This window comes from Parasphingorhabdus sp. (assembly GCF_048269865.1).
In the GTDB taxonomy this organism is placed as follows: domain Bacteria; phylum Pseudomonadota; class Alphaproteobacteria; order Sphingomonadales; family Sphingomonadaceae; genus Parasphingorhabdus.
This window is the reverse complement of the sequence record NZ_JBLWUA010000006.1, coordinates 155,956-181,085: the sequence shown is the minus strand read 5'-3', so window position 1 is coordinate 181,085 and position 25,130 is coordinate 155,956. Positions and strand designations below refer to the sequence as shown.

Annotated in this window: 21 protein-coding genes and 1 tRNA gene; 8 read left to right on the top strand and 14 right to left on the bottom strand. The window is 57.9% G+C overall.

The window, feature by feature from the left end:
- Positions 1-419 precede the first annotated feature (419 nt).
- Positions 420-578, bottom strand: coding sequence for a hypothetical protein (locus ACN0WW_RS10020; protein WP_417611992.1), 159 nt, complete (start codon positions 576-578; stop codon positions 420-422).
- On the opposite strand from ACN0WW_RS10020, the gene ACN0WW_RS10015 reads away from it, so the two are divergent.
- The 3 genes from ACN0WW_RS10015 to ACN0WW_RS10005 all read left to right on the top strand — a co-directional run bounded on the left by ACN0WW_RS10015 (position 579) and on the right by ACN0WW_RS10005 (position 4,121).
- Complete coding sequence (locus ACN0WW_RS10015; RefSeq protein ID WP_417611990.1) at positions 579-1,262, top strand: hypothetical protein; 684 nt, start codon at positions 579-581, stop codon at positions 1,260-1,262.
- A gap of 65 nt (positions 1,263-1,327) precedes the next feature.
- Entirely contained in the window at positions 1,328-2,707 is a 1,380-nt protein-coding gene (locus ACN0WW_RS10010; RefSeq protein ID WP_417611988.1) for an NAD-dependent succinate-semialdehyde dehydrogenase, read from the top strand.
- 1 nt (position 2,708) lies between these two features.
- On the top strand, positions 2,709-4,121 hold the full coding sequence (locus tag ACN0WW_RS10005; RefSeq protein WP_417611985.1) for a dihydrolipoyl dehydrogenase: 1,413 nt from the start codon (positions 2,709-2,711) through the stop codon (positions 4,119-4,121).
- Positions 4,122-4,182: 61 nt separating this feature from the next.
- Here the strand turns inward: ACN0WW_RS10005 and ACN0WW_RS10000 are convergent.
- The 6 genes from ACN0WW_RS10000 to ACN0WW_RS09975 all read right to left on the bottom strand — a co-directional run bounded on the left by ACN0WW_RS10000 (position 4,183) and on the right by ACN0WW_RS09975 (position 9,905).
- Positions 4,183-4,258: transfer RNA gene (locus ACN0WW_RS10000), tRNA-Lys, on the bottom strand.
- Positions 4,259-4,319: 61 nt separating this feature from the next.
- Positions 4,320-5,432, bottom strand: coding sequence for a rod shape-determining protein RodA (gene rodA / locus ACN0WW_RS09995; RefSeq protein ID WP_417611983.1), 1,113 nt, complete (start codon positions 5,430-5,432; stop codon positions 4,320-4,322).
- Between the two features lie 3 nt (positions 5,433-5,435).
- Positions 5,436-7,403, bottom strand: coding sequence for a penicillin-binding protein 2 (gene mrdA, locus ACN0WW_RS09990; protein ID WP_417611981.1), 1,968 nt, complete (start codon positions 7,401-7,403; stop codon positions 5,436-5,438).
- On the bottom strand, positions 7,400-7,915 hold the full coding sequence (gene mreD, locus ACN0WW_RS09985) for a rod shape-determining protein MreD (RefSeq protein ID WP_417611979.1): 516 nt from the start codon (positions 7,913-7,915) through the stop codon (positions 7,400-7,402). The genes mrdA and mreD overlap by 4 nt, the downstream gene beginning before the upstream one ends.
- Complete coding sequence (mreC, locus tag ACN0WW_RS09980) at positions 7,915-8,817, bottom strand: rod shape-determining protein MreC (RefSeq protein ID WP_417611977.1); 903 nt, start codon at positions 8,815-8,817, stop codon at positions 7,915-7,917. Before mreC ends, mreD begins: the two co-directional genes overlap by 1 nt.
- A 50-nt stretch (positions 8,818-8,867) precedes the next feature.
- The gene (locus ACN0WW_RS09975) at positions 8,868-9,905 is read right to left on the bottom strand and encodes a rod shape-determining protein (RefSeq protein ID WP_089132514.1); all 1,038 of its coding nucleotides are present in this window, start codon (positions 9,903-9,905) and stop codon (positions 8,868-8,870) included.
- A 151-nt stretch (positions 9,906-10,056) separates the two neighbouring features.
- Between ACN0WW_RS09975 and mutL the strand changes: the two genes are divergently transcribed.
- Positions 10,057-11,871: a DNA mismatch repair endonuclease MutL gene (gene mutL / locus ACN0WW_RS09970; RefSeq protein WP_417611974.1), complete on the top strand. Its 1,815-nt coding sequence runs from the start codon at positions 10,057-10,059 to the stop codon at positions 11,869-11,871.
- A gap of 85 nt (positions 11,872-11,956) precedes the next feature.
- Entirely contained in the window at positions 11,957-12,427 is a 471-nt protein-coding gene (locus ACN0WW_RS09965; protein WP_417611972.1) for a hypothetical protein, read from the top strand.
- A gap of 21 nt (positions 12,428-12,448) precedes the next feature.
- On the opposite strand, the gene ACN0WW_RS09960 is transcribed toward ACN0WW_RS09965, so the two are convergent.
- From ACN0WW_RS09960 to ACN0WW_RS09930, 7 genes are all read right to left on the bottom strand, one after another.
- Positions 12,449-13,693, bottom strand: a complete 1,245-nt coding sequence (locus ACN0WW_RS09960; RefSeq protein ID WP_417611970.1) for an alkaline phosphatase family protein — start codon at positions 13,691-13,693, stop codon at positions 12,449-12,451.
- A gap of 47 nt (positions 13,694-13,740) precedes the next feature.
- A complete protein-coding gene (gene ychF, locus ACN0WW_RS09955; RefSeq protein ID WP_417611968.1) occupies positions 13,741-14,841 on the bottom strand; it encodes a redox-regulated ATPase YchF in 1,101 nt (366 codons plus the stop codon).
- A gap of 121 nt (positions 14,842-14,962) precedes the next feature.
- Positions 14,963-15,532, bottom strand: a complete 570-nt coding sequence (pth, locus tag ACN0WW_RS09950) for an aminoacyl-tRNA hydrolase (RefSeq protein WP_417611966.1) — start codon at positions 15,530-15,532, stop codon at positions 14,963-14,965.
- A 109-nt stretch (positions 15,533-15,641) separates the two neighbouring features.
- Positions 15,642-16,310, bottom strand: a complete 669-nt coding sequence (locus ACN0WW_RS09945; protein ID WP_417611964.1) for a 50S ribosomal protein L25/general stress protein Ctc — start codon at positions 16,308-16,310, stop codon at positions 15,642-15,644.
- 125 nt (positions 16,311-16,435) lie between these two features.
- The gene (locus ACN0WW_RS09940) at positions 16,436-17,233 is read right to left on the bottom strand and encodes an acyl-CoA thioesterase (protein ID WP_417611962.1); all 798 of its coding nucleotides are present in this window, start codon (positions 17,231-17,233) and stop codon (positions 16,436-16,438) included.
- 22 nt (positions 17,234-17,255) lie between these two features.
- Positions 17,256-18,170 (bottom strand): TraB/GumN family protein, encoded by a 915-nt coding sequence (locus ACN0WW_RS09935; protein ID WP_417611960.1) that lies wholly within the window; start codon positions 18,168-18,170, stop codon positions 17,256-17,258.
- 52 nt (positions 18,171-18,222) lie between these two features.
- Positions 18,223-19,170 carry a TraB/GumN family protein gene (locus ACN0WW_RS09930; protein WP_417611958.1) on the bottom strand — a complete coding sequence of 316 codons (948 nt, stop codon included), beginning with the start codon at positions 19,168-19,170 and terminating at the stop codon, positions 18,223-18,225.
- 145 nt (positions 19,171-19,315) lie between these two features.
- Between ACN0WW_RS09930 and ACN0WW_RS09925 the strand changes: the two genes are divergently transcribed.
- The 3 genes from ACN0WW_RS09925 to glyS all read left to right on the top strand — a co-directional run bounded on the left by ACN0WW_RS09925 (position 19,316) and on the right by glyS (position 25,033).
- Positions 19,316-21,421: a molybdopterin oxidoreductase family protein gene (locus ACN0WW_RS09925; protein WP_417611956.1), complete on the top strand. Its 2,106-nt coding sequence runs from the start codon at positions 19,316-19,318 to the stop codon at positions 21,419-21,421.
- A gap of 194 nt (positions 21,422-21,615) precedes the next feature.
- Positions 21,616-22,488, top strand: coding sequence for a glycine--tRNA ligase subunit alpha (locus ACN0WW_RS09920; RefSeq protein ID WP_417611954.1), 873 nt, complete (start codon positions 21,616-21,618; stop codon positions 22,486-22,488).
- Between the two features lie 112 nt (positions 22,489-22,600).
- The gene (glyS, locus tag ACN0WW_RS09915; RefSeq protein WP_417611952.1) at positions 22,601-25,033 is read left to right on the top strand and encodes a glycine--tRNA ligase subunit beta; all 2,433 of its coding nucleotides are present in this window, start codon (positions 22,601-22,603) and stop codon (positions 25,031-25,033) included.
- Positions 25,034-25,130 lie beyond the last annotated feature (97 nt).

The following is a 25,130-nucleotide window of genomic DNA, read 5'->3' as shown; positions in this document are numbered from 1 at the left end:
GCGATGACGTTCGCTTTTCCCGCCAGCTTCGAAACGGCCCGCAACGCCTTCCCGAATCTCGCTATCCGGCGGATCATCTTTCCCGCAAATTCCGGACAGGCTTTTTTCTTTGAGTGCGATCCATCAGCGGATTTCGGAAGCCACGGACCCGCCGCATTTCGGGGCTTTCGCAGGATATTAGAGCAAACTGATCTGGTTCCTGTTCGGTCTCCTTCTTACCATGCTCTGCGTGTCGGGGGTCACAGTCTTTGCTCTACGCCTAGCGCTTCGCCCGACCTCGAGCGCAGGGCAGGGTAACGCCCTTGCCGTTGCATGGAACGGGATGGGACGCCTGAAATGGGTCGCGACGGTTCTCGTCGGCACCGGTCTCATATTGGTGGTCTATCCGCTGCTTGCTGGGCAGGCGGCCTCCGCTCGATTCATTGGCGTAGGTCCGGAACCAAAGTTCCGGTCAATTGTTGTTCCATCAAATCCCTCGGAATTTGCAAAGGAACACCGCGATCGAACATCTGGCTGACAATTTCTGGAATATACGCGGTGATTTCAAGATCTCGCACGTCATCAATATCGGCACGCATATGTCGCTCGTGCGCAGGCCCGATGGCACATTCATTCTGCTTGATTCCTATGAGTTGCACGAGTCCGCTCAGGAAGAGCTGATGGCGCTCACCTATGGTGGGTCGCTGATCAAGGCGGTGCTGAATGTCCACCCGTTCCACACTATCCACTGCAAATTCATTGAGGAAATGTTGCCCCATGCCAGGCTGATCGGCACGCGCCGGCATTACCAGGAAAAGCCGGATTTGCAGTGGGATCCTGCGCTGATCGAGGACCCTGCAACGCAGCAGGAGTTTGCCGATGTTTTCGATTTTTCGATTCCGGCAGGCGTCGACTTCATTCCGGAAGACGAAAGCGTTCATGTCAGTTCCGTGATGGTGAAGCATCGCGAGAGCGGTATCGTTCACGTTGACGACACGCTGATGTTTCTCGATCTGCCTTCACTGGTCGATAAATTGGTCCCCGGTCCAAGGCTGCGTTTTCATCCGAAACTTGCCGATGGACTGGAAAAGCGGGCCGGTGCCGCAGACGACTATGTCGCCTGGGCCAAGAGCCTCGGCAGTGACTGGGTAGACGCAAAGATGGTGTGCGCTGCCCATAATGGAATCTTCCGCCTGAACGGAGAAACGTTCGCGGATGCGATGGACGAAGCGCTTGATCATGCTTCCGACACTTTGGACAAACATCGCAATAAATACGGCTAACGCGTCCCCCGGCTGCGCGGTCCCGATCATCCCGATAATAAAGAATAATTCAAAAGGAATCCCCCATGACTGACAAGACCATCGAAACCGTCAATCCACTTACTGAACAGAGCCTCAAAAGCTATCCGATCATGTCCGACAAAGAGGCTATGGACGTGGTTGAAAACTGTCACGCGGCCTATCTCGAATGGCGTTTGAAAAGCCGGGAAGAGCGGGCCAGTGTGATCGCCGCCATCGCCAAGGAACTGCGCAATTCCAAGGAGGAGTTCGCGCAGTTGATGACCGACGAGATGGGCAAACTGCTGAGCGACGCGAAGGAAGAGGTCGAACTGTGCGCCGGTATTTGCGATTATACCGCCGAGCACGGTCCCGAAATGCTGGCCGATGAAGAACATGACGTGCCGGAAGGACGCGGTCTGGTAACGTATTCGCCAATGGGCGTCGTTTACGGTATCCAGCCTTGGAATTTCCCGTGTTATCAGGCGATCCGCTATTCGATTTCCAGCTTGATGGTTGGCAATGGCGTCCTGCTGAAACATTCCGAGAACTGCACTGGTAGCGGTCTGCTGCTGCGCGATATTTACGAGCGGGCAGGTCTGCCAAAAGGTCTGTTCGGGGTCCTGCTGATTACCCACGACCAGTCCGATGCCGTCATCGAGCATAAGCTGGTGCGCGGCGTAACCCTGACCGGCAGTGACAAGGCTGGCCGGACGGTGGCGCAAAAGGCCGCTTCGGTGTCCAAGAAGACCGTTCTCGAGCTTGGTTCGAATGACGCCTATATGGTGTTTGACGACGCGGATATGGATCTCGCGATCAAGACCTGTGCACAGGGTCGGCTGTTCAACAACGGCCAGACATGCGTCAATGCCAAGCGTTTCATTGTCACCGAGAAAAACTATGATGCCTTCGTCGAAGGCTACGCAGCAGCATTCAAAGACGTAACCATGGGCGATCCAAATGACGATGATACGCAGCTTGGCCCCCTTGTGTCCTGCAGCCAGCGCGACCAGATCCACAAGCAGGTCGAGGAAAGCGTCGAAAAAGGCGCTAAAACTGTGGTCGGTGGTGAAATCCCGGACCGGACGGGCTGGTATTATCCTGCCACGGTCCTCGTTGATGTCGCGCCGGGGCAACCTGCTTATGATGACGAAATCTTCGGACCCGTCGCCTCAATCATCAAGGCGAAAGACGATGAGGACGCGATGCGGATTGCCAACGACAGCCGCTATGGTCTTGGCGGCGGCATCTTCAGCAAGGACGTCGACCGCGCCGTAAAAATGGCTTCCACCTATTTCGACACCGGCATGGTCAACATCAACACTTACTCGATCGCTTCGCCCGATATGCCGTTCGGTGGCGTGAAGGATTCCGGCTATGGCCGCGAACACGGCGAAGTTGGTCTGAAGGAATTCGTCAACGTGAAAGCGATTACGATTGGCGCCTGATATGGCCGAAACCCTGAAATGCGATGTCGCGGTTATCGGGGCTGGTACGGCGGGTCTCGCAGCGGAACGGGCTGCGCGCGCAAACGGCGCCAGCACGTTGCTGATCGATCCGCAATATGCGGGCACAACCTGCGCGACTGTGGGCTGCATGCCTTCCAAGCTGCTGATCGCGGCTTCGCATGCCGCCCACGCCGCGCGATCAACCGACATGTTTGGCATCACCGTCTCGGATGTCGCGATTGATGGCAGCGCCGTGTTGCAACGCGTGCGCGACGAGCGCGATCGCTTTGCCCGACTGACGCGGGAAGGTATTGAGGATATTCCGGCGGATATACGGTTGACGGGCAAGGCCCGATTCCTTGCCCCGGACAGGCTCGCACTGGATGATGGCCGCGTGATCGAAGCGCGCAGCATCGTGATTGCGACCGGATCTTCGCCCTTTATCCCGGATCAGTTTGCCGGACTGGGGCAGCGGTTGCTCACCAACGAAAGTATATTCGAGCTGGAGGATTTGCCGGACCGACTCGCCGTCGTCGGATCGGGAGCGATCGGTCTCGAACTGGCGCAGGCGATGGCGCGGCTGGATGTCGATGTGACCGTGTTTGATCATGGCGAACAACTTGGCGGGATTCGCTGTCCCAAAGTCCATGACGCGCTCAAGGCGATCATCGAGGGGGATCTGACACTGCAATTGGGTGTCGAGCTCGAGGTCAAATCGGCGGACGATCGTGTGACCCTCGCCTGGAACGGAGAGTCACCCGGACAGGCGGATTTCGACCATGTGTTGGTCGCAACCGGACGGCCGCCAAATCTCGAAAGCCTGAATCTGGCGGATTCAGGGCTGGAACTGGATGATGACGGCGTGCCGGTGCACGACCGCAACACCATGCAGTGCGGCGACAGTTCGATCTTTCTTGCCGGAGACTTGGCGAACGATCTGCCGCTGTTACATGAAGCGTCACAGGATGGCGCGATCGCCGGGCGCAATGCGGTCGCTTTTCCGGCATCGACGCAGGCGGAGCGTTTCACGCCGTTCAGTATCATCTTCACCAGCCCGGCGGTGGCGCGAATTGGCAAATCTGAGGAGGACGGCGTTATCACCGGAACGGCTGATTTCAGCGATCAGGGCCGCGCGCGTGTCGAAGGTGTTAACGAGGGCGTTCTCACGCTCTATGCCGCCGCTCCCGACGGACGGTTGATCGGGGCAGATCTCTGCACCCCGGCCAGTGAACATCTGGCACATATGCTGGCATGGGCAATCCAGCAGGGCCAGACAGCCACGCAATTGCTCGAAATGCCCTTCTATCATCCAACCATTGAAGAGGGATTGAAGCAGGCACTGCGCACGATTTGCTCGGCAACCCCACTCGATCTGCCGCAAGATCAGGATCTTGGTGTTCCCTCCGGCGCTTAGTCAGGGCACTGAATGTGAAAATAGGAAACCATCCGCCGGATGGTTTCCTATTGACGAAAAATGGTAGACGCTGAGGGGTTCGAACCCACGACCCGCTGATTAAGAGTCAGCTGCTCTACCAACTGAGCTAAGCGTCCATATGGTCTGTCTGGCTATATAGAGCCGGATTTCGCAAACGCAACATCTTGCTTGCAATAATCATCCAAAGGCACCGCCGCGCCGTCCTGGGTGGCGTTCGATCGACATCAGGATGCCGACGCAGATCATGATGGTCATCATCGATGAGCCGCCGTGGCTGAGAAATGGCAGGGGAATGCCGACGACCGGTGCCAGCCCCATGACCATCATCAGGTTGATTGCCACATAGAAGAAAATCGTCACCGTCAGGCCAGCGGCGGTCAGTTGCGAGAAACGGGTTTTGGCGTTCATCGCCACCCCCAGGCCCCAGCGGAACAGCAGGAAGAAGCAGAATAGTACCAGAACGCCGCCCATCAAACCCCATTCCTCCGCCATGGTTGCGAAGACGAAGTCAGTATGTCCTTCAGGCAGATAGTCGAGATGGCTCTGGGTCCCGTTCATGAAGCCCTTGCCGAATAGACCGCCGGAGCCAATGGCAATTTTCGACTGGCTGATATGATATCCAGAACCCAGCGGATCGTTTTCGGGGTTCAGAAATGTCGTCACCCGTCTTTGCTGATATTCTTCCAGCATGAAGAAATAGGCCAGGGGGGCGAGGACGGCGATGGCCGCTGCGCCGCCGATAAACAGCCGCAATGGCAGCCCGGCGAGAAACGCGACGGTTAGCGCGCCAGCGACCACGGTGATGGTTGTACCAAGGTCTGGTTGCAGCAAAATCAGCGCGCAGGGGACAGCGAGCAGAGCAAATAGCGGCCAGATCGCGCCCCAGGTCCGGATCCGGGCGGGGGGCAGCAAATCATAAAATCGGGCCACCGCCAATATTATTGCGACCTTCATCAGTTCTGATGGCTGCAGCCGGATGAAGCCGAGGTTGAGCCAACGCTGGCTCCCGCCGCCGACAGCTCCGATCAGCTCCACGCCAAGCAGCATGATCACGACTATGACATAGCCCGGAAAAGCCATGGTTTTCCAAAAGCTTTCCTTGAACCGGGACAAAACGATCGCCATCGCAACAAATACGCAGAACCGAACCATGTGCAAGCCGGCCCATGGGGTCAGGCTGCCGCCGGCCGCCGAGTAGAGAACAACGAAGCCAAAGCTGGCCAGCACGAACAGCAGCAGAATCGTTTTCCAGGGCAATTGCGCGATCGGCGCTGGAATGAAATCACTCAATTTCTAGTCTCCAGCGCTGGCTTCGGTGCCGGCTGAGGAGCTTTCCGGAGCGGCCGTTCCGGGATTCTCGGCAATCGCCTTTTCCAGATTCTTTCTGGCGCGATAGGCGGCCAGCTTGGTGTCCATGCGCTCCTGAATCGTCCCGCCCCAAGATTTTTCGAGTCCGGTCAGAACGTCCATCGCTTTCTGGCGATCATAGAGGAAGGTCATGACATCGCGCGCGACCGGATAAGCCGCGCCGGATCCGCCACCATGTTCGATCACCACCGCCGCTGCATAGCGGGGATTGTCATAGGGAGCGAAACAGATGAACAGGCCATGGTCACGGTATTTCCATGCGACATCCGAGCCGCCGCGACCATAGTCCAGATTGACCACCTGCGCCGTACCGGTCTTGCCGGCGAGTTTCACATTTTCGATCGGCAAGCGCGCCCGACCGGCGGTGCCCGGACCGTTGACGACGTCGCTCATCGCTTTCTGTACGTATAAGAGATGTTCCGGATCGAGATTCAGCGTGTCTATTTTGGGTTTGTGGTCTTTCATGATCAGGCGGGGAATGATGTTTTTGCCTGTCGCGAGCCGTGACGCCATCACGGCAAGCTGAGTCGGGTTGACCAGCATATAGCCTTGACCGATGGTCGTGTTGACGGTGTCATAGGCCTGCCATTCGCGGTGATATTTTTTGCGCAGCCAGGCCGGGTCGGGCACGGTGCCATAGAACTGGCTGGCCACCGGCAAAGGATATTTCTGACCCAGCCCGAGCCGATTGGCCATCAGGGCGATCGGATTGATCCCGATCTTCTGAGCAAAATAGTAAAAATAGACGTCGCAGCTCTGGTAGATGCCTTTGGCCATGTCCACGCGTCCATGGCCGCCGCGTTTCCAGCAGCGAAAGCGCCGGTTGCCGACTTGCAGGCCGCCGTTGCAATTTACCGTCTCGTCGGGGTCCAGACCAGCCTCCAGAAAGGACAGCGCGACCATCGGCTTGACCGTCGACCCTGGCGGGAAAAGACTTTTGAGGGACTTGTCGAGCAGCGGAACATGATCGTCTTCGCGCAGCATCCCATATTCCGTGACACCAATGCCGTCGGAGAAACTGTTCGGATCAAAGGACGGCATCGACGTCATCGTCAAAAGATCACCGGTATGACAGTCAATGACGACTACGGCTCCGGATTCGGGGCCAAGCCGGCGCGCAGCATATTCCTGCAAATCAATGTCCAGGGTCAATTGCAGCGGCTTGCCCGGAATGTCGGGACGAGTTTCGAGTTCACGGACAATCTTGCCGCGGGCTGTCACTTCGACCCTTTTCGCCCCTGGTTTGCCCTGCAACCGGTCCTCGAACATTTTCTCGAGGCCGTCCTTGCCGATCTTGTACCCCGGCGTGATCAGTATCGGATCGGGATTTTCCTTGTAATCCTCGGCCGATGCGATGCCCACATATCCCACCAGATGGCCAATCGCCGGGCCGCTGGGATAGTTGCGCGAGAAGCCCTGGCGCGGTGACACGCCTGGCAAGTCGGGCAGGCGGACGCTGACCGCAGCATATTGTTCCCAGTCCAGCCCGGTGGCTACCTGAACCGGCTGGAAACTACTTGCCTGAGCCAGTTCCCGGTTGATTCGCTCCAGCTCTTCCGGATTGAGGGCCAGCAGTTCGGCCAGAGTGGCAACGGTTTTCTTCTTGTCGCGCAGCCGATCCGGAATGATATCGACGCGAAAATCGGTCTTGTTGTTCGCAATTGGCTTGCCGTTGCGGTCGATCAGCCAGCCACGTCTTGGCGGGACCAATGTGAGGTTCACGCGGTTGCTTTCGGACAACAGCTTGTACCGCTCGTTTTCGGCAACCGAAATATAGGTCATCCGCGCCGCCAACAGAACACCTACGCCCATCTGCAACCCGCCGACGACGGTTGCCCGCCGTGAGAAGGTCATCTCTTGCATTGCGCCGCTGATCGTTTTGGGAGCCTTCATGATGCGACCCGCCAGTGGTCGATGGCGCCAATCAGCCGCGCGACGAAAGGATAGAGCAGGATCGAAAGCACAATTTGTGGCAGCAGCAGTTCGAGTTGCAGCAGATTGGATTTGAAGTCGATGATCAGCATACCGCCTATTAGCACAATTATGATCGCAGTGGAGGCCAGAAGCCAGTCCTGCCAATAGTCTCGGCGCACCGCTTTCCGATCGAGCGTTTCCAGTACCAGAAAGACGACCGACCAGAGGAACGCCGCGCTACCAAACGGTTGTCCACTGAAGATGTCGTCGATCAGGCCCAATGGAAATGCCGCCCATACCGGCCAATATCCCGGGCGTATCAATCGCCATGCCAGCAGCACCAGCAAGCCCATTGGCGGCAGAATCGGATAGTCGGTGATGATCGGCAGGGCCGTGATCATCGATCCGAGTATGACGGTCAGCGGAGGAACGACCTTGATCCGCAACTGGGATGGCTGGCGGCCAATTCTGGATTGACGGTATTGGGCCACTATTCTCCGCTGTCCTGTTCGGCGTCGGTTGTGGGCGTTTTTGCGAGCTGCCGGATCGTTTCGGCCTGAAAAATAGGTTGAACGATCGCATGGCTAACCTTTGCAGGGTTGGCCAGGACCCGCCCGATGGCACCGCTTTCGGTCTTGCGGATGACAATTGCTACCGGGATGCCCGGGCTATACAGGCCGCCGCTGCCTGAAGTGATCATCAGATCGCCGCCTTTGAAGGGGTTGGAGCCGATGTTGATTGGCTGGATGTCGACTGTGCCATCACCGCGACCGGTTACAAAAGCCGGCAGGCTGTCGCTGGCGCGTTGTACCGGGGTGACATTGTTACCGTCCGACACCAGCAGCACGCGGGCGGTCGTTGGTCCCGTTTCCAATATCCGGCCGACCAGTCCTTCCGGTGAGCGAACGGGCTGCCCCGGTTCGAGGCCGCTGCTGCTGCCGACGCCCAATGTGGCTATGCGGCGCGAACTGGACGCGGTCGAACTGATCAGGCGGGCCATGGCAATCGAGTCGGGTATTTCCTCATCCAGCTTCAACAGCCGCTTCAGCCGCTCGTTTTCCTGCCTCAGGGCACGGGCTTCCAGAATTTCTATGCGATTTTGCTCGAGTTCCTCGCGCATCGCTGCATTTTTCGATGCTGCGTTGAAATAGGCGGAAACCTGATCGACAGCGCTGCCGGTGGCACCACCAAATTCGGCAAGCGATTTGCTGACCGGTGCGATCACTTCTGCGCCGGCAGAGCGAAGGGCCGAGAAGCCTCGAGGATCGACGAACGAAATGAGCAACAGAAGCAGTCCCAAAACTGCTCCCAAAATGCCCAGTAAGTAGCTGGCGAAAATACTATATTGCGCCCGCTTGGAAAATCCTGGACGCCGATTGTTTGGCGGCGCCATATCGGTTTATCCTTTCGCTTCCAATCGTTGTTGCATCATATGCTCTAATATCAGGCGGTGGTCAGAACGCCTCTGAACATCGGATCTTCCATTGCACGACCGGTGCCGATTGCGACACAGGCAAGAGGATCCTCTGCGACCGTGACCGGCAGCCCGGTTTCGTCGCTCAGCGCCGCATCAAGCCCGGCTATCAGCGCGCCGCCGCCGGTCAGGACAATGCCCTGATCGACAATATCGGCGGCCAGTTCCGGTGCGGTATTTTCCAGCGCGATCCGTACGCCCTCGATGATCGTGCCGATCGGCTCGCTCAGTGCTTCGGCAATCTGTCCCTGATTGATCGAGATTTCCTTGGGCACACCGTTGACCAGATCACGGCCCTTGATGTGGATCGTATGGCCAACGCCATCGGCAGGTGCCTGAGCGACACCGAAATCTTTCTTGATCCGCTCTGCCGTCGTCTCGCCGATCAGCAGGTTGTGATGACGGCGGACATAGGAGACGATGGCTTCGTCCATCTTGTCGCCACCGGTACGGACCGAAGTGGTATAGGCCAGCCCGCGCAGTGAGAGGACAGCCACTTCTGTGGTACCGCCGCCGACGTCGACAACCATCGAACCGATCGGCTCGGTCACCGGCATATCGGCACCAATGGCAGCCGCCATGGGCTCTTCGATCAGGAACACCTGGCGTGCGCCAGCATTGGACGCGGCATCACGAATCGCGCGGCGTTCGACCGAGGTGGAACCGCTCGGAACGCAAATTACGATTTCAGGATAGCTGAACAGCTTGCTCTTGCCGTTCACTTTCTGGATGAAATGCTTGATCATCTGTTCGGCGACGTCGATATCTGCAATGACACCGTCGCGCAGCGGGCGAATGGCCTCGATGCTGTCAGGGGTTTTGCCCATCATCATCTTGGCGTCGTTACCAACGGCCTTGACCTTCTTGACACCATTGACGGTCTCAATCGCGACGACGGACGGCTCGTTGAGCACGATACCCTGACCGCGCAGATATACGACAGTATTCGCGGTGCCGAGGTCGATCGCCAAATCTTGCGAACGGAACTTGAACAGATTTTCAAACATATTTTTGTCCGTAATTTCTAGTATTTGTGCAGCCTGCTGCAACAATGAAGCGAAGCGATAATCAAGATGAACGGGTCATGAGGTTAGCCATGGGAATCGCCCAAAAAATCAGGGGTCGCTTGGCAAGGTCGCTTGGGCTAGGAACGACAATATGTCAATAAGAAGACTTCCAAATAGCCTGATAAATAGGATCGCTGCCGGAGAGGTTGTCGAGCGCCCGGCCAGTGCTCTGAAAGAGCTTGTCGAAAATGCGATCGACGCCGGGGCCAGCCAGATAAATATCCGTTTGGAGGAAGGCGGACTGGATCTCGTTCAGGTCACCGACAATGGTTCCGGCATGGGCCGTGAGGACATTGCGCTGGCGCTTGAACGCCATGCAACCTCCAAATTGCCGGATGAAGCGATCGAACTGGTCACGACCATGGGGTTCCGCGGCGAAGCCCTGCCGTCGATCGCCAGTGTGGCCCGACTGACCATTGAAAGCCGCATGGCCGGACAAGATGGCTGGATGCGGGTCATCGATCATGGCGAACTGATCGAGGAAGGGCCAGCTGCGATTCCGCCGGGCACAAAGGTGCGAGTCGAGCAGCTGTTCGGCAAGGTCCCGGCACGGCGCAAATTCCTGCGGACGGCGCGAAGCGAATATGCGGCCTGCACAGATATCGTGCGGCGCCTGGCGATGGCGCGGCCCGATATCGGTTTCACGCTGGAGCATCAGGGACGCAAGGCGATCGCGGTTCAGGCTGGGGAAACCGGTCCCGAACGGGTGGGAGCCCTGACCAGCCGTGATCTGCGCGCCAATAGTGTCGGCGTCGACCTGCAGCGCGAAGACATCCATCTGACCGGCGTGGCTGGCCTGCCGACCTATAATCGCGGGGTCGCCGATCATCAGTTTCTGTTTGTCAACGGGCGGCCAGTAAAAGACCGGTTGCTGGTTGGCGCTGTTCGTGGGGCTTATGCCGAGATGCTGGCGCGGGACCGGCATCCAGTGGTCGCTTTGTTCATCGACATGCCGCCGGAACTGGTCGATGTGAACGTGCATCCAGCGAAGACCGAAGTGCGGTTTCGCGAACCGGCGATGATTCGCGGCATGATCGTAAGTGGTTTGCGCAAGGCGCTCGATGAGGGTGGTTTTCGTGCGGTCCAGCGTCCGGCCGAATCGGCGCAAGGCCGATGGCAGAGCGAACCGGTCATGCCGGATCCGCAGAGCAATATGTTCACAAGCCAGGGCAGGGCGACGGTCGCTCAGCAACCCTATCCGTCTGCGACGGTGCACGATGGCGGCAGCGCGTTCCCGAACTTTGGGAAAACGGATTCGCCAGCGGAGCTTGCGCCGTTGATGGGCCGGGCTGAGGAGGCTTCCGAGCCCGTACCGGCGAGCAGCAGCCATCCGCTGGGCATTGCTCGAGGGCAGGTGGCAAAAACCTATATCGTGGCGGAGGCACAGGACGGGCTGGTGATTGTTGATCAGCATGCGGCGCACGAACGGCTTGTGCTTGAGCGGATGCGCAAGGCGGTCGAAGGTGGCACTGTGGCATCGCAGGCGTTGCTGATGGCAGAGGTGGTCGAACTGGATGAAAATGCTTGCGACCGGCTTGAGGCGCGGGCTGCCGAACTGTCGGAATTCGGGCTGGAGCTGGAGCGTTTCGGGCCGACGGCGATGCTGGTGAGAGCGACGCCAGCGATGCTGGGCTCCGGCGATGTCCGGGAACTGGTCACCGATCTCGCTGACGAACTTGGTGCCTACGACCAGGCGCTCAGCCTCAAGGAGCGCGTCGATCATGTCGCTTCGACCATGGCCTGTCACGGCTCCGTCCGGGCAGGGCGGGTGCTCAGCGTCGCGGAAATGAACGCGTTGCTACGCGAAATGGAAGTGACGCCGCATAGCGGTCAGTGCAACCACGGTCGTCCGACTTGGGTGAAGCTGGCGCTGGAGGACGTGGAAAAACTATTTGGCCGGAAATAAGCTTCAGACGCGATCAGTGATCAAGATCATTGCTTGCCTCGGCTGAAAGCCTAAGCCGTTGGTTTCAAAGAAACCGGAGTGTGCCATGCTATTTCGCGACGCAGCCTATGCTTTTTCCGCCATGATGCTGGTTAGCGGCGCAGCCGCCGACGCGCGCTCCGACGCCAATCAATCGAAAGAAGCCGTCAGCGATCTGACGGGCTACTGGCAACAGGAGAATGGTCAAATCGTCCATTTCACGCAGGACGGCTCCAGCCTGACCTCGCGCTACGTCAAGCGATCGACGACCAACGAGCCAGATGACATAGACTTTACCGCATCCGTTCACGACAGTCTGGTCTATGGCGCTTACCGGGGGCCCTTTTCGCGGGCGATGCAGAAGAAATGCGGAATCCAGATATGGGTCGGCATGGGCCTGACCGTGAAGGATGATGGCACGATATTGGAGGGGTTTCGGGGAGACCGGTCCGTTAACCTCCGGACCTGCAGTGTTGAAAACAGCGATGCCGTCAAGCTGGTCTATAAAAGGGTCCTCGATTTCGATCCGCTGAAATGAATCAATCGAGTCTTTTGTCCGTCAAGGGACAAGCATTGCCTCGAACGGAGCGAGACTGCCGTCGCTGGCAGCGGGCTTGATGCCGGCCAGCCGGGCGACCAGCGAATAGATATTCACATTGTCGAACACCGGCAGCTTGCCACCTGCTTTGATCGCTGGGCCATTGGCGAGAAAAAAGGCCATCATGTCCGGCGCGCGATGATCATAACCGTGGCCGCCGCCGATGCCGGTCATCCATTCCGGCACATCCTGATAAACCACCCAGCCGGTTTCCGGCAGGCACAGGATCGATGGCACACGCGGATTGGTGCCATAGCCAAATTTTGGCGGAATATTGTCGCGCTCCCAGCATTGCATATGCGGATGCGGCCGGACAAAGGCGCTACGCAGCGCATCGATATTTCCGTCCAGCGGCTCCAGTCCGGCGTAATTGCCGTCTTCCACCAGACGATATTGGTCGCGTGGCATGATCTCATCAAGGTAGATGATCCGTTCCGGAGAGGTTTCGGTCATGCCGTGGTCCGATGCGATGACAAAATTGACCGGTTGGCCCATGCTGTCGAGCTGCTGCTTTAATCGCCCGATTTCGCTATCCACTTCGGCTATCGCAGCGTGCAGTTTCTCGCTCGGCGCTGGACCATAATAGTGCCCGGCCGTGTCGACGGTATCGAAATAGAGCGTGACCAGTTTTGGCCGGATATCGGCGGGGCGCCGCATCCAGTCGACCACGGCGTTGATCCGGCGATCATTCGACAGCTTCTCATTGAACGGCCACCAGTCTGCCGGTCGAATGCCGTCAAATTCCACTTCCGATCCCGGCCAGAACATGGTGGCGGTTCGGACACCCTGTTTCTCCGCGGTGATCCAGATCGGCTCCGCCTGATTCCACCAGAACGGATCCTTGGTCGCCATTTTGAACAATTCACCCGGCCGTGCGACATCTTCCATCGTATTGCCGACAATGCCGTGATGGTCAGGCGTCTTGCCGGTCACCAGGGTCCAGTGATTGGGAAAGGTCTTGCTCGGGAAGGACGGGCGCATCGGTCCGTATATGCCCTTTGCGGCGAGCGCGCTGAGATTGGGCGTGATTCCGCGATCGAGATAATCGGGCCGGAATCCGTCGATCGAGATCAAAATCGTGACCGGATCGCGCAATTCCGCTTTTTCGCTTGTTGTCTCGTCATGCTCGGGCGTGGTCGCGGCGAGCGCCGGAGAGGCTACCAGCAGAAAACTGCCCAGAATTAGCGAAAATATGGAACGAATCATGCGTTATTCTCCCGGATCACTATCGCTTAGCCGGACAATGTGACAGTTCAGACATTGAATTTGAAATTGAAGATATCGCCGTCCTTGGCGACATAGTCCTTGCCCTCTTGCCGTAGCTTGCCCGCATCCCGCGCCGCGCTTTCACCGCCGAGGGTGACATAATCGTCAAAGGCAATGGTTTCGGCGCGGATGAAGCCGCGCTCGAAGTCGCTGTGGATCTCGCCTGCGGCTTCAGGAGCCTTGGCACCCTTGTGCACGGTCCAGGCGCGCGCTTCTTTCGGGCCGACGGTGAAGAAGGTCTGCAGATCGAGCAACTGGTAACCGGCGCGAATAACCCGGGCGAGACCGGATTCCTCAAGGCCCAGTTCGGCGAGAAATTCGGCACGGTCGTCCGGTTCCATCTCGACCAGTTCGGATTCGATTGCAGCAGAGACGATAACTGCTTCCGCATTCTCGGCCTTGGCCTTTTCAAATACGGCGGCGCTCAGGTCGTTGCCGGTGGCCGCATCGCCTTCGCTGACATTGCAGACATAGAGCACCGGCTTGGCCGTCAGCAGCTGCGACTGGTCAAAAATCCGTTGCTCTTCCTCGCCCTCTGGCTCGGTGAGGCGTGCGGGCTTGCCTTCGCGCAACAATTCCAGCGTCCGGCCCAGCACATTGGCGGCTATCTTTGCTTCCTTGTCGCCGCTGGTCGCCTTTTTCTGGTAGGCAGGCACGCGTCGTTCCAGGCTTTCCAGATCGGAAAGTAGTAATTCGGTTTCGACCACTTCTGCATCGGAAATCGGGTCGATCTTGTTTGCGACGTGCTGGATGTCGTCATCCTCGAAACAGCGTAGCACGTGTACGACCGCGTCAACCTCGCGGATATTTCCGAGGAACTGGTTGCCCAGGCCTTCACCTTGGGACGCGCCCTTTACCAGTCCGGCGATATCGACAAAGGCGAGCTGGGTTTCGATGATCTTGGCGCTATTGGCGATTTTCGCAATCTGGTCGAGCCGCGGATCGGGCACCGCGACCTGGCCAACATTGGGCTCGATCGTGCAGAACGGATAGTTCGCCGCCTGCGCTGCCTGCGTCTCGGTCAGTGCATTGAAAAGCGTTGATTTTCCGACGTTGGGCAGGCCAACGATACCGCATTTGAAACCCATTTTATAACTCCGTCATGCTGAACCGGATTCGGCATTCGGTGCCAAACCGTTCGAAAGTTGCGCATATACGCTCTGAACCCTGAATCAAGTTCAGGGTGCCGATTTAATTCGTAAGTGTCTGCTATTCCTGCATCCGCATCGCATATTCGCTCATAAACCGCGCATCATCGCCCTTGGCCAGCCAGTCGGCCTCTGATGCGATTACGCCGAGCATGTCGGAAAGATCCTCGATTTCGGTCTTTGCGAAATTGCCTAGCACATGGCCGGTAACCCGCGCCTTGTGGCCGGGATGACCGATGCCGATGCGTACCCGGCGGAATTCCGGGCCGATATGGGCGATCATCGAGCGGATGCCATTATGGCCCGCTGCACCGCCGCCATGCTTGACCTTGATCCGGAATGGTTCGAGATCGAGTTCGTCGTAGAAGACGGTGACATCTTCCGGCTGCAATTTGTAGAAGTCGAGAGCGGCCCGAACGCTGTTTCCGCTTTCGTTCATGAAGGTGGCGGGTTTCAGCAGAACGAGCTTTTCACCGCCGAGCCGCGCTTCCATTGTCCAGCCCTTGAATTTCTGCTTGGGTGGCGGAAAGCCGTGCACCTGCTCCAGCGCGTCGATCACCATGAATCCGACATTGTGCCGGTGCAGCGCATATTGCGCGCCCGGATTGCCAAGGCCGACCCATAGTTGCATCTTCTAACGTCCTTCCGCTCGCTATCGAGCTTTTGACAGAAAAAAACCGTCCATGCTTTGATAGACCAGCATGGACGGTTTTTCGTTACAATGTTTGATCGATGAAGGTCTAGTCTTCGCCCTCGACCGTATCGGCATTCTGTTCGGTGACTTCGGTTTCTTCGACATCGCCTTCTTCGCCTTCTTCCGCTTCGTCGTCCGAAGATTTCAGAGCCGATGGGGCGGTCACACCCGCAATGGTGAAGTCACGATCGGTAATCGCGCTTTCCGAGCCTTCCGGCAGGGTGATGTGCGAAATGTGGATCGAGTCGCCGATTTCGAGGCCGGTGACGTCGATTTCGATCTGGTCGGGGATATGATCCGCGTCGCACATAAGATCCAGCTCGTGCCGCACAACGTTCATGACGCCGCCACGTTTCAGGCCAGGGGACTCTTCTTCGTTGATGAACACAACAGGAATATTGACCTGTACCTTTGCGCCCTTTGCCAGACGGAAGAAGTCGACATGCATGGGCCGGTCGGTGACCGGGTCGAAAGCAACATCCTTTGGCAGCGTCCGGGTTTTCTCGCCGTTCACTTCAACCTGAATTAGCGAATTCATGAAGTGGCCGGTGCCGAGCAGTTTGTTCAACGCGCGGGCTTCGACGTGAATTGCCACGGCTTCTTTCTTGTCGCCGTAGATAACGGCGGGGACACGGCCTTCGCGACGCAGTGCACGGGAGGCTCCCTTGCCAGCCCGTTCGCGAGGCTCTGCTGTAATAGACAGCTGATCACTCATAATGTTGCTCCAAAAATAAGGTTTTGTTAGATTTCCGCCACGCCTCCAGGGTGCTCATGGCCGGAAAGAGGGCGCTATAAGGTCGAGTTGCCGCAAAAGCAAGGGATTTGCGCGGGCCGCCCGGCCTAGCGGAAAAATCCGATCTGGGAGCTCGTTGCCAGCAATATGCCGTTTTTTGACCAGAGTTCGGCGCGCCCGTCGGTGGCGCTGTTCCTGACCGTAGCTCCGGTGACCCGCAACATCATGTAATCGCTGCCTGCAGCCTCAAGATCTTCGTCGCTGGCATAGATATAGGTGGCCATGGTCACGGTAGAGCCAGGCCGGTGTTTGTCGGTGACGAAGAAAGTGCGCGGCATCGGCGTATCGAGAATAGAGAACAGGCTAACCCGGTCGACCGGACGTTCATCTGCTTCCTTGATCCAGACGATTGCTTCCGGTGACTCGTTGATCGCGAACGGCATGCCCTTGGCGATCCGTTGCTCATAGTGCCCGACCCATTTCGGCGCCACCGGATTGACCGACGGCAAAGAGATCGAATCCGCAGGTGACTTCGTCGTCGGCATTTCGACCTGATAGTCAATATCGGTTGGCCGGCGGGTGCTTGTCACAATATCGGCGGCATTGGTCATCGCGCCATTTTGCGAGATTTCGACGCGCCAGAACTGGGTGGAAGAGCCGGCACGTAGCAGTTTGACGGACAGGTTGACTTCGCCCGGACCGACGCCGGTCATGAAGATGATCTGTTGTGAAACCAGCGGACCACGACGCTCCGGATGCATTTCGACGGCCTGAGCAGCGATTGCTGCCACCCATCCGCCAAAGGCCATACCGTTCGGATTGCGATAGACATCGCTCGCTTCGATGGTGAATTGTCCGTCGTCCAGCGCGACTAGCGCGGTTTCGCGATCAAATATATATGTCATGAAATGCCCTGATTATTCGATTTTATTGAATTTGTTCGACGGTATATCCGCGCTTCGCCAGCATGGCCTGCACCGCATCCGGTCCGGCGAGATGCGCTGCGCCAACCGCCACCAGCGAAACACCGGGTTTTTGCAAGTGCTTGTCGAGCTGTTCTGCCCAGTCTTTGTTGCGTTTGATCAGCAGATATTCCCGCGTCTTGGGGTCTTTCAATATGCCGGTGTCAGAAAGGGTCACGATTTGTTCAAGGTCGCCGGTCATCCATGCGTTGAACAATTCTTCAAAGGCTTGCTGGGAATCCCCTGACTCTTCGACGACGCTGACCAGCATCTGTCGCTGTTGCTCTTCCGACAAGCGGTCGAAATAGCTCAATTGGCTCTCAATCGTTTCCAGTGCAGTGACCGGCTTGCCTGCTTTTTCAAACTGCGCCGTGAGTTTTTTCTCTACGCCGTCGCTGGAGTCGAGCCCCAGGCTCTTGGTTTGCGCGGACGCCAGAGATAGCGCCGCGGCCCATGTTTCCATGCGGTTGAGCGATCGTTCGGAAATATTGGCGGCATCAATGATCCGGTCGAGATCTTTGCGCAAGGCTGGCTTGACGCGCGATTCGAGTTGTTCCTGGCCCGGCGATACAGCCAGACGGGAGAATATTTTGGCGGCGTTCTGCCGGTCATCCAGTCCGAGCACTTCAATCACCAGCTGATCCGATTCTGCGATCGCGCTCTCCAGCGCCGGTGTGCGCCATTGGACATCGTTCGGCAGGATATGGATCGTACCGAACATGTAGGCCACGCCGACCTGTCCGGGCTTGCTGCCAGTGACTTTCCACAGCGCAGGCTTGCCCGTCTTCACGGTGTTCAGGGCCACGGGATCAGGTGCATTGTTGCACGCTGTCAGCAACAACGACGCCATGAGGGAAAGCCAGATGAGGATGTTTCGCATGGGCCCTATTTGGTGTGAGAGAAGGAAATGGAAAGTCCGGAGCTAAGAATAATCAATATTCAATCCGTTCTGCAACTATCCCTTTTTTTGCGAGAATCGACTGCAGGCTGCCTTCTCCGGCAAGATGGCCGGCGCCGACTGCTAGGAATATTGTGCCCGGCTCCGTCATCCGATGCTCGACCCACTCCGCCCAGCTGCGGTTGCGATTGACAAGCAAGGTATCGTAAAGAATCTTGTCTTCCAGGCCCGCATTCATCAGCTCTCCCAGCGCATCAACATTGGCGTTGGCCCATTCTATGACCATCTGCTCCATACCCTCGGCGGCATCGTCTATCGTATCGACCGTGAAGTTGAGAAAGCGGATCTGGACCGCTTCGGGCAAATTGTCGAAAAATCCGAGCTGCTGCTCCGGCGTTTCCAGTCCGACAATCTTGATCCCGCGCGCGGCGGCCTGCGCCATCAACGCATCATCAGCGCCCTGATCGGACGCATAGCCGTTGCGCATCAGCGGGATTAAAGACAGGCTGACGCTGGCGTACCAGGGTTCCAGCGGATCGAATGCAGCGAGGGGCAAGCCCAGCTCCGCCATCACCGCCTCATATTTGGTCCGATCTTCGGGCTTCAATTTGTCGCGCAGTGCGATCCCGGTGGTGTCGATCGCCAGGTCATTGATAACGTTCATCATCACCGCAGGATCAGGCTTGATCATTTCGACGACCAGTTCGTCCGACGCATCGAAACTGTCCTTCACCGCCTCATCGAACCAGCTCATCCCGGGCTGGAGGATATGAACGGTGCCGAACAGGTAGATGGTGGTGTCTTCATCCTTGATTACCCAGAGGGCAGGGTCGGCATCGTCCGGCATCACCGCAGCCGGCTTTTCGGTGGCGGGGACGGCGGTGCTGCCAGCACTGGCAGTTTCAGCCTCGCTTGCCGGGCAGGCGGTGAGCGAGAGATAAAGCGGAAGGAGCAAGGCGACAAAAGGCCAGTTACGCGGCATGAACAGGTTTCTCCGGCGAGTGGTTAAACGGGCTTCATTGAACAATTGACGACAAATGCCCAGCAAATTTTGAGCGGTAGCTTCGGGGCACTGGCGAGCGACAGACTAATCTGTTAACCGGGTGGTTAAATCAAGGAGTTTTCCGATGAGCACGATTCACGCCCGCACCTGCCACATCTGTGAGGCCAATTGTGGCGTTCTGGTGGAGGTCGAGGGCCGCGAAATCCTGTCGATCAAGGGGAACCCCGATCATGTCCTGAGCCGCGGGCATATCTGTCCCAAGGCGACCGCGATCGCCGATCTGCAGGATGATCCCGACCGCCTGCACAAACCGGTGAAAAAGGTCGATGGTGCCTGGCAGGAAATCGGCTGGGAGCAGGCTTTTTCGGAAATCGCCGCCCGGCTGCTCGATCTCAAGGGGCAGGATGCGAGGCCTGCCATGTATATGGGCAATCCCAGCGCGCATGATTACGGCATTTCCACCCAGATCGGCCAGTTGCGCCGGGCGATAGGCCTCAAGAACATTTATTCCGCCTCGACGCTCGACCAGATTCCGCACCATGTCGTGCAATATCATATGTACGGCCATGTCAGCCTCGCTGCCGTGCCCGATATCGATCGCTGCCAGTATCTGCTGATCATCGGCGGCAATCCGGCCGCCTCCAATGGCAGTATCTGGACGGTACCGGACTTCAAGAAGCGCGTGAAAGAAATGCAGGCGCGCGATGGCAAGCTGCTGGTCGTGGACCCGCGCCGGACCGAGACCGCCAAACTAGCCGACGCCCATCACTTCGTAAAGCCGGGGACCGATACGGCGCTATTGATCGGGATATTGAAAAGCATTTTTGATGCCGGGCTGACCGACACGTCGCGGCTTGATGCGATGCTGGACGACAGCTGGAGCACCATCGAACCCGCCATCGCCGATTTTGATATGGATCAGCTGGCCGCGCATTGCGGCATCGCGGTCGAAACGATGCAGGACATGGCCGCTCAGCTGGCCGCCGATCAACCCGCTGCCATTTATGGCCGGATGGGCGTTTCGGTCTGCGAATTTGGCACGCTCAACCAGTGGTTGATCCAGGTGATCAACATTGCCGCCGGCAATCTCGACCGGGTTGGCGGCACGATGGTGCCGGAACCCGCGCTCGACACGATCAATCTGGTGGGTCGCGGATCGGTGCGCACCGCCGATACCGTACGCGGTCCGATGCCTTCGGTGATGAGCGAACTGCCGATGGTGACCTTTGCTGACGAGATGTTGCGCGATGACGAGCACGAGGAACGCATTCGCTCGCTTTTTGTGGTTACCGGCAACCCGGTACTGTCCTCGCCCGACGGGGCCAAGCTCGACCGGGCGCTGGAACAGCTCGATCTGATGGTCTCATTCGACATGTATGTCACCGAAACCAGCCGCCACGCCGATTATATCCTCCCGCCCTGTGGCCCGCTGGAAAAGGACCATTATCCCTTCTTCTTCGGCCCTTTGGCGATCCGCAACTATGCCAGCTACTCGCCGGCGATCTTTGATCTGCAGGACGGCGAAAAGACCGACTGGGAAATCATCGCCGAACTGGCGCGGGAGATATTGGTGCAGGACGGGCAGGATGTGCCGAATATTCGCGAGCCGCGCGATGTGCTCGACGGCATGTTGCAAAGCTCGCCCGCCGGCCTGACGCTGGCGGAAGTGGAAGCCGCACCCAATGGTATCGATCTCGGGCCGCTGCGTCCCTGCATGGCCGAACGGCTGCGCACCGAGGACCAGATGATCCACTGCGCCCATCCCGATTTTCTCGCCGAGCTGGAGCGCTTTGGGGCGGCGCTCGACAAGGAACAGCCGGACAGTCTCCGCCTGATCGGCCGCCGCCATGTCCGCCAGAACAACAGCTGGCTGCACAACAGCCAAAGGCTGCTCAAGGGCCCGGACCGCTGCACACTGATGATCCACCCCGATGACGCCAGCGCACGCGGGCTGGTCGATGGCGCCATGGCGTCAGTCACCAGCCGGGTGAACAGCGTCGATATTGTGGTCGAAGTGAGCGATGACGTCATGCCCGGCGTGGTCTCCATTCCGCACGGCTTCGGCCATGGACGCAAAGGCGTCGGCCTGTCGGTCGCCCGCGAAAAGCCGGGGGTTTCGCTCAATGATCTCACCGACACCGAGCGCTATGACCCGCTGTCCGGCAATGCCGTCCTGAACGCGGTGCCGGTAACGGTGGCAAGGGCGGAAGAGCTGGTTGCGGCGGAATAAGAGGCGGAGCAACAAGCATCGTCATCCTGAACTAGTTTCAGGATCCTTTGCGATCACGCATAGCCTTTGGAGGTCCTGAAACAAGTTCAGGATGACGAATAAGGTCGCACATCAGACCAATCCTCCCTTGACCCTCTGCCGCCCTTTCGCCAAAGCAGCGCCTGAATATTGCACTCGCGAAGAAAGTCTTCATCTTGTCCGATACGAAGCCGCTCAGCTTCCAGCAGATCATCCTCAAGCTCCATGAATATTGGGGCAATCAGGGCTGTGCGATCCTGCAGCCCTATGACATGGAAATGGGGGCAGGGACGTTCCACACCGCGACCACGCTCCGGGCGCTTGGCCCCGACCCCTGGAAAGCGGCCTTTGCCCAGCCTTGCCGCCGCCCGACCGATGGCCGATACGGCGAAAATCCCAACCGCCTGCAGCATTATTATCAATATCAGGTGATCCTGAAGCCATCGCCGCCGGATATCCAGCAGCTCTATCTCGACAGCCTGTCGGTGATCGGCATCGATCCGATGCTGCACGATATCCGCTTTGTCGAGGATGACTGGGAAAGCCCGACGCTCGGTGCATGGGGCCTCGGCTGGGAGGTCTGGTGCGACGGCATGGAAGTCACCCAGTTCACCTATTTCCAGCAGATGGGCGGATTCGACTGCAAACCGGTGTCCGGCGAACTGACCTACGGCCTCGAACGGCTGGCCATGTATATCCAGGGCGTCGATAGCATTTATGATCTGGATTATAACGGCGCGGGAATGACTTACGGCGATATCTTCCTGCAAAATGAGAAGCAGATGTCGGAATGGAATTTCGAGGTCGCCAATACTGACAGCCTGTTCGACCTGTTCAACAAGGCGGCGGCGGAATGCGAAAACTGCCTTGAGAAGGAACTGCCGATCCCGGCCTATGAGCAGGCGATCAAGGCCAGCCATGTGTTCAACCTGCTGCAGGCGCGCGGTGTGATCAGCGTGCAGGAACGCGCCAGCTATATGGGCCGCGTCCGCGATCTCGCGAAAGGCAGCTGTGAGGCGCATATGAAAAAGAACGGGTGGGCGGCGTGATGAGCCAACAATTTCGTCATCCTGAACTTGTTTCAGGACCCCTTCAGATTGTGCACCTGCCGCACGAGATCCTGAAACAAGTTCAGGATGACGAGTATCAGGGTGGATGCGCATGACCGATTTCCTCCTCGAACTGCTCTCCGAAGAAATCCCCGCCCGCATGCAGGCCAAGGCGAGAGCCGATCTCGAGCGCCTGTTCACCGCGCAGTTGGCAGACGCCGGTCTGAAAGCGGGCGCGATTACCGTCTGGTCGACGCCAAGACGACTGGCTCTTATCGCCAAGGATCTGCCGGCCGAGACCGAAGCGGTCAGCGAGGAAGCCAAGGGGCCGCCGGAAGGTGCCCCCGATCAGGCGGTCGAGGGCTTCTGCCGCAAGAATGGCGTCACCCGCGACCAGCTGGAAGTGCGCGACGTCAAGGGGCGTCCGACCTATTTCGCTGTTATCAACAAGCCGGGCCGCGATACCAGGGACGTGCTCGCGGACGCCATTCCCGCGATAATCAAGGCCTTCCCCTGGCCGAAATCGATGCGCTGGGGCGAAGCCAGCCTCTCGACCGAGAGCCTGCGCTGGGTACGGCCACTGAGCGGCATTGTCGCGATCCTAGGCGACGCGCTGGTGGAATGTGAAATTGACGGCATAAAGTCGGGTTTTGACACGGTAGGACACCGGTTTCACAATGCAAGCACCCCGTTCGTCTCGAGCGAAGTCGAGAGACAAGCGGCGGAGAGTGATCCCAGCGTGTCTCGACTAGGCTCGACAGGAACGGAACCTGGGCGGATCACCATCGGTAACGCCGCCGATTACGCAGAAAAACTCCGCGCCTGCCATGTGATCGTCGACCACGAAGAACGCCAGAATATCATCCGCGACGGTGCCGCCAAGGCTGCATCGGACGCCGGACTGGAGCTGGTCGAGGACGAGGGACTGGTGATCGAGAATGCCGGTCTAACCGAATGGCCGGTGCCGCTGCTGGGGAGCTTTGATCCGGCCTTTCTCGATGTACCCGAGGAAGTGATCCAGCTTACGGCTCGCGTGAATCAAAAATATTTTATCTGCCGCGACAAACAGGGCGCACTCGCCCCGAACTTTGTCTGCACGGCCAACATAGCCGCCAGCGATGGTGGCGCAGCAATTATCGCGGGGAACGAAAAAGTCCTCGCCGCACGGCTCTCCGACGCAAAATTCTTCTGGGAACTTGACCAGAAGACCAGTTTGGAGGATCATGCAAAGAAATTGAGCAACATCGTGTTCCATGAAAAACTGGGAACGGTTGCCGACAAGGTAGAGCGTGTGGCCAAGCTGGCTGAGTGGTTGGCGTCTTTAGAAGGGACCGGGTTACTCCATGCCAACCCGGAACAGACCAAGCAGGCCGCACGTCTCTGCAAAGCCGATCTCGTCACCGAAATGGTCGGCGAGTTCCCCGAGCTGCAAGGCTTGATGGGCGGTTATTATGCAGAGAAAGAAGGACTTCCGGTAGAAGTCTCACACGCGATCCGAGATCATTACAAGCCGGTCGGGCAGGGCGATGATGTGCCGAGCGATCCGGTGACGGTGTGGGTGAGTTTGGCGGATAAGCTGGATACTTTGGTCTCAATGTTTAGCGTGGATGAGCGACCGACTGGATCAAAGGATCCGTTCGCTCTTAGAAGGGCTGCGCTAGGCATTGTCGCGTTAATTCTTGAAAATAATCTTAGATTCTCTCTTAAGCGAGCGGCGTCGATAATATCCGCTGTGTCTGTGTATTCCGAAGTTGTCGGAAAAGGAGTATATCCAGAAGGCTTTCGACCACTCGTGAAGACAATGTGGCCTGAATACCCCTTGCCGGTAGCCTCAGAAACGATGTTGAAGCGGATTACAGATATCTATTTTGATCCAAAAAGCCCAGAAGCGGCAGAACGTAGGCACCTTGAAGACCTTTTGCCCAGATTAGAAAATCTGTTTAATTCGGTGATGAATCAGGTTCTTGATGTATTACCCTTCGTCGCCGATCGCCTCAAAGTCCAGCAACGTGAAGCGGGCGTTCGTCACGACCTCATAGACGCGGTGTTTGAGCTCGGCGGTGAAGATGATCTGGTGCGCCTGCTCGCCCGGGTTAAGGCGTTGCAGACCTTTGTCGAGACCCCGGACGGCGTCAATCTGCTCGCTGGCTACAAGCGGGCTTCGAATATTCTGAAGAAAGAGGGCAGTAGTGCTCCGCACTTGATGCGGAGCGAGGCAGGAGGCGCTGGTGGTGGCCAGGGCTCCGCATCAAGCGTAGAGCACGATAGTGCAAAACCCCTTTCCTACACCCCCGAAAAAGCCGAAAAGGCCCTGATCGACGCGCTCGACGCAGCCCAGCCGCAAGTCACCGCAGCGATCGAGGCGGAAGAATTTGAAAAGGCGATGACCGCGCTGGCGGCGCTGCGGGAACCGATTGATGCATTTTTCGAGGATGTGACCGTGAATGATAGTGACGAAGACAAGCGTGATGCGCGGCTAGCCCTGCTGGCGCGCTTCCGCGATGCCGTCCATCAGGTTGCCGATTTCTCCAGGATTGAGGGTTAAGGAATTTTGATTTCGAACCCTGTAAAGTTTGTAAAGAACAGCGGCAGGTTTTTCGGTAAGGCGACCTGAGCAATCATCGCTCCCTTTCAGGGAAACG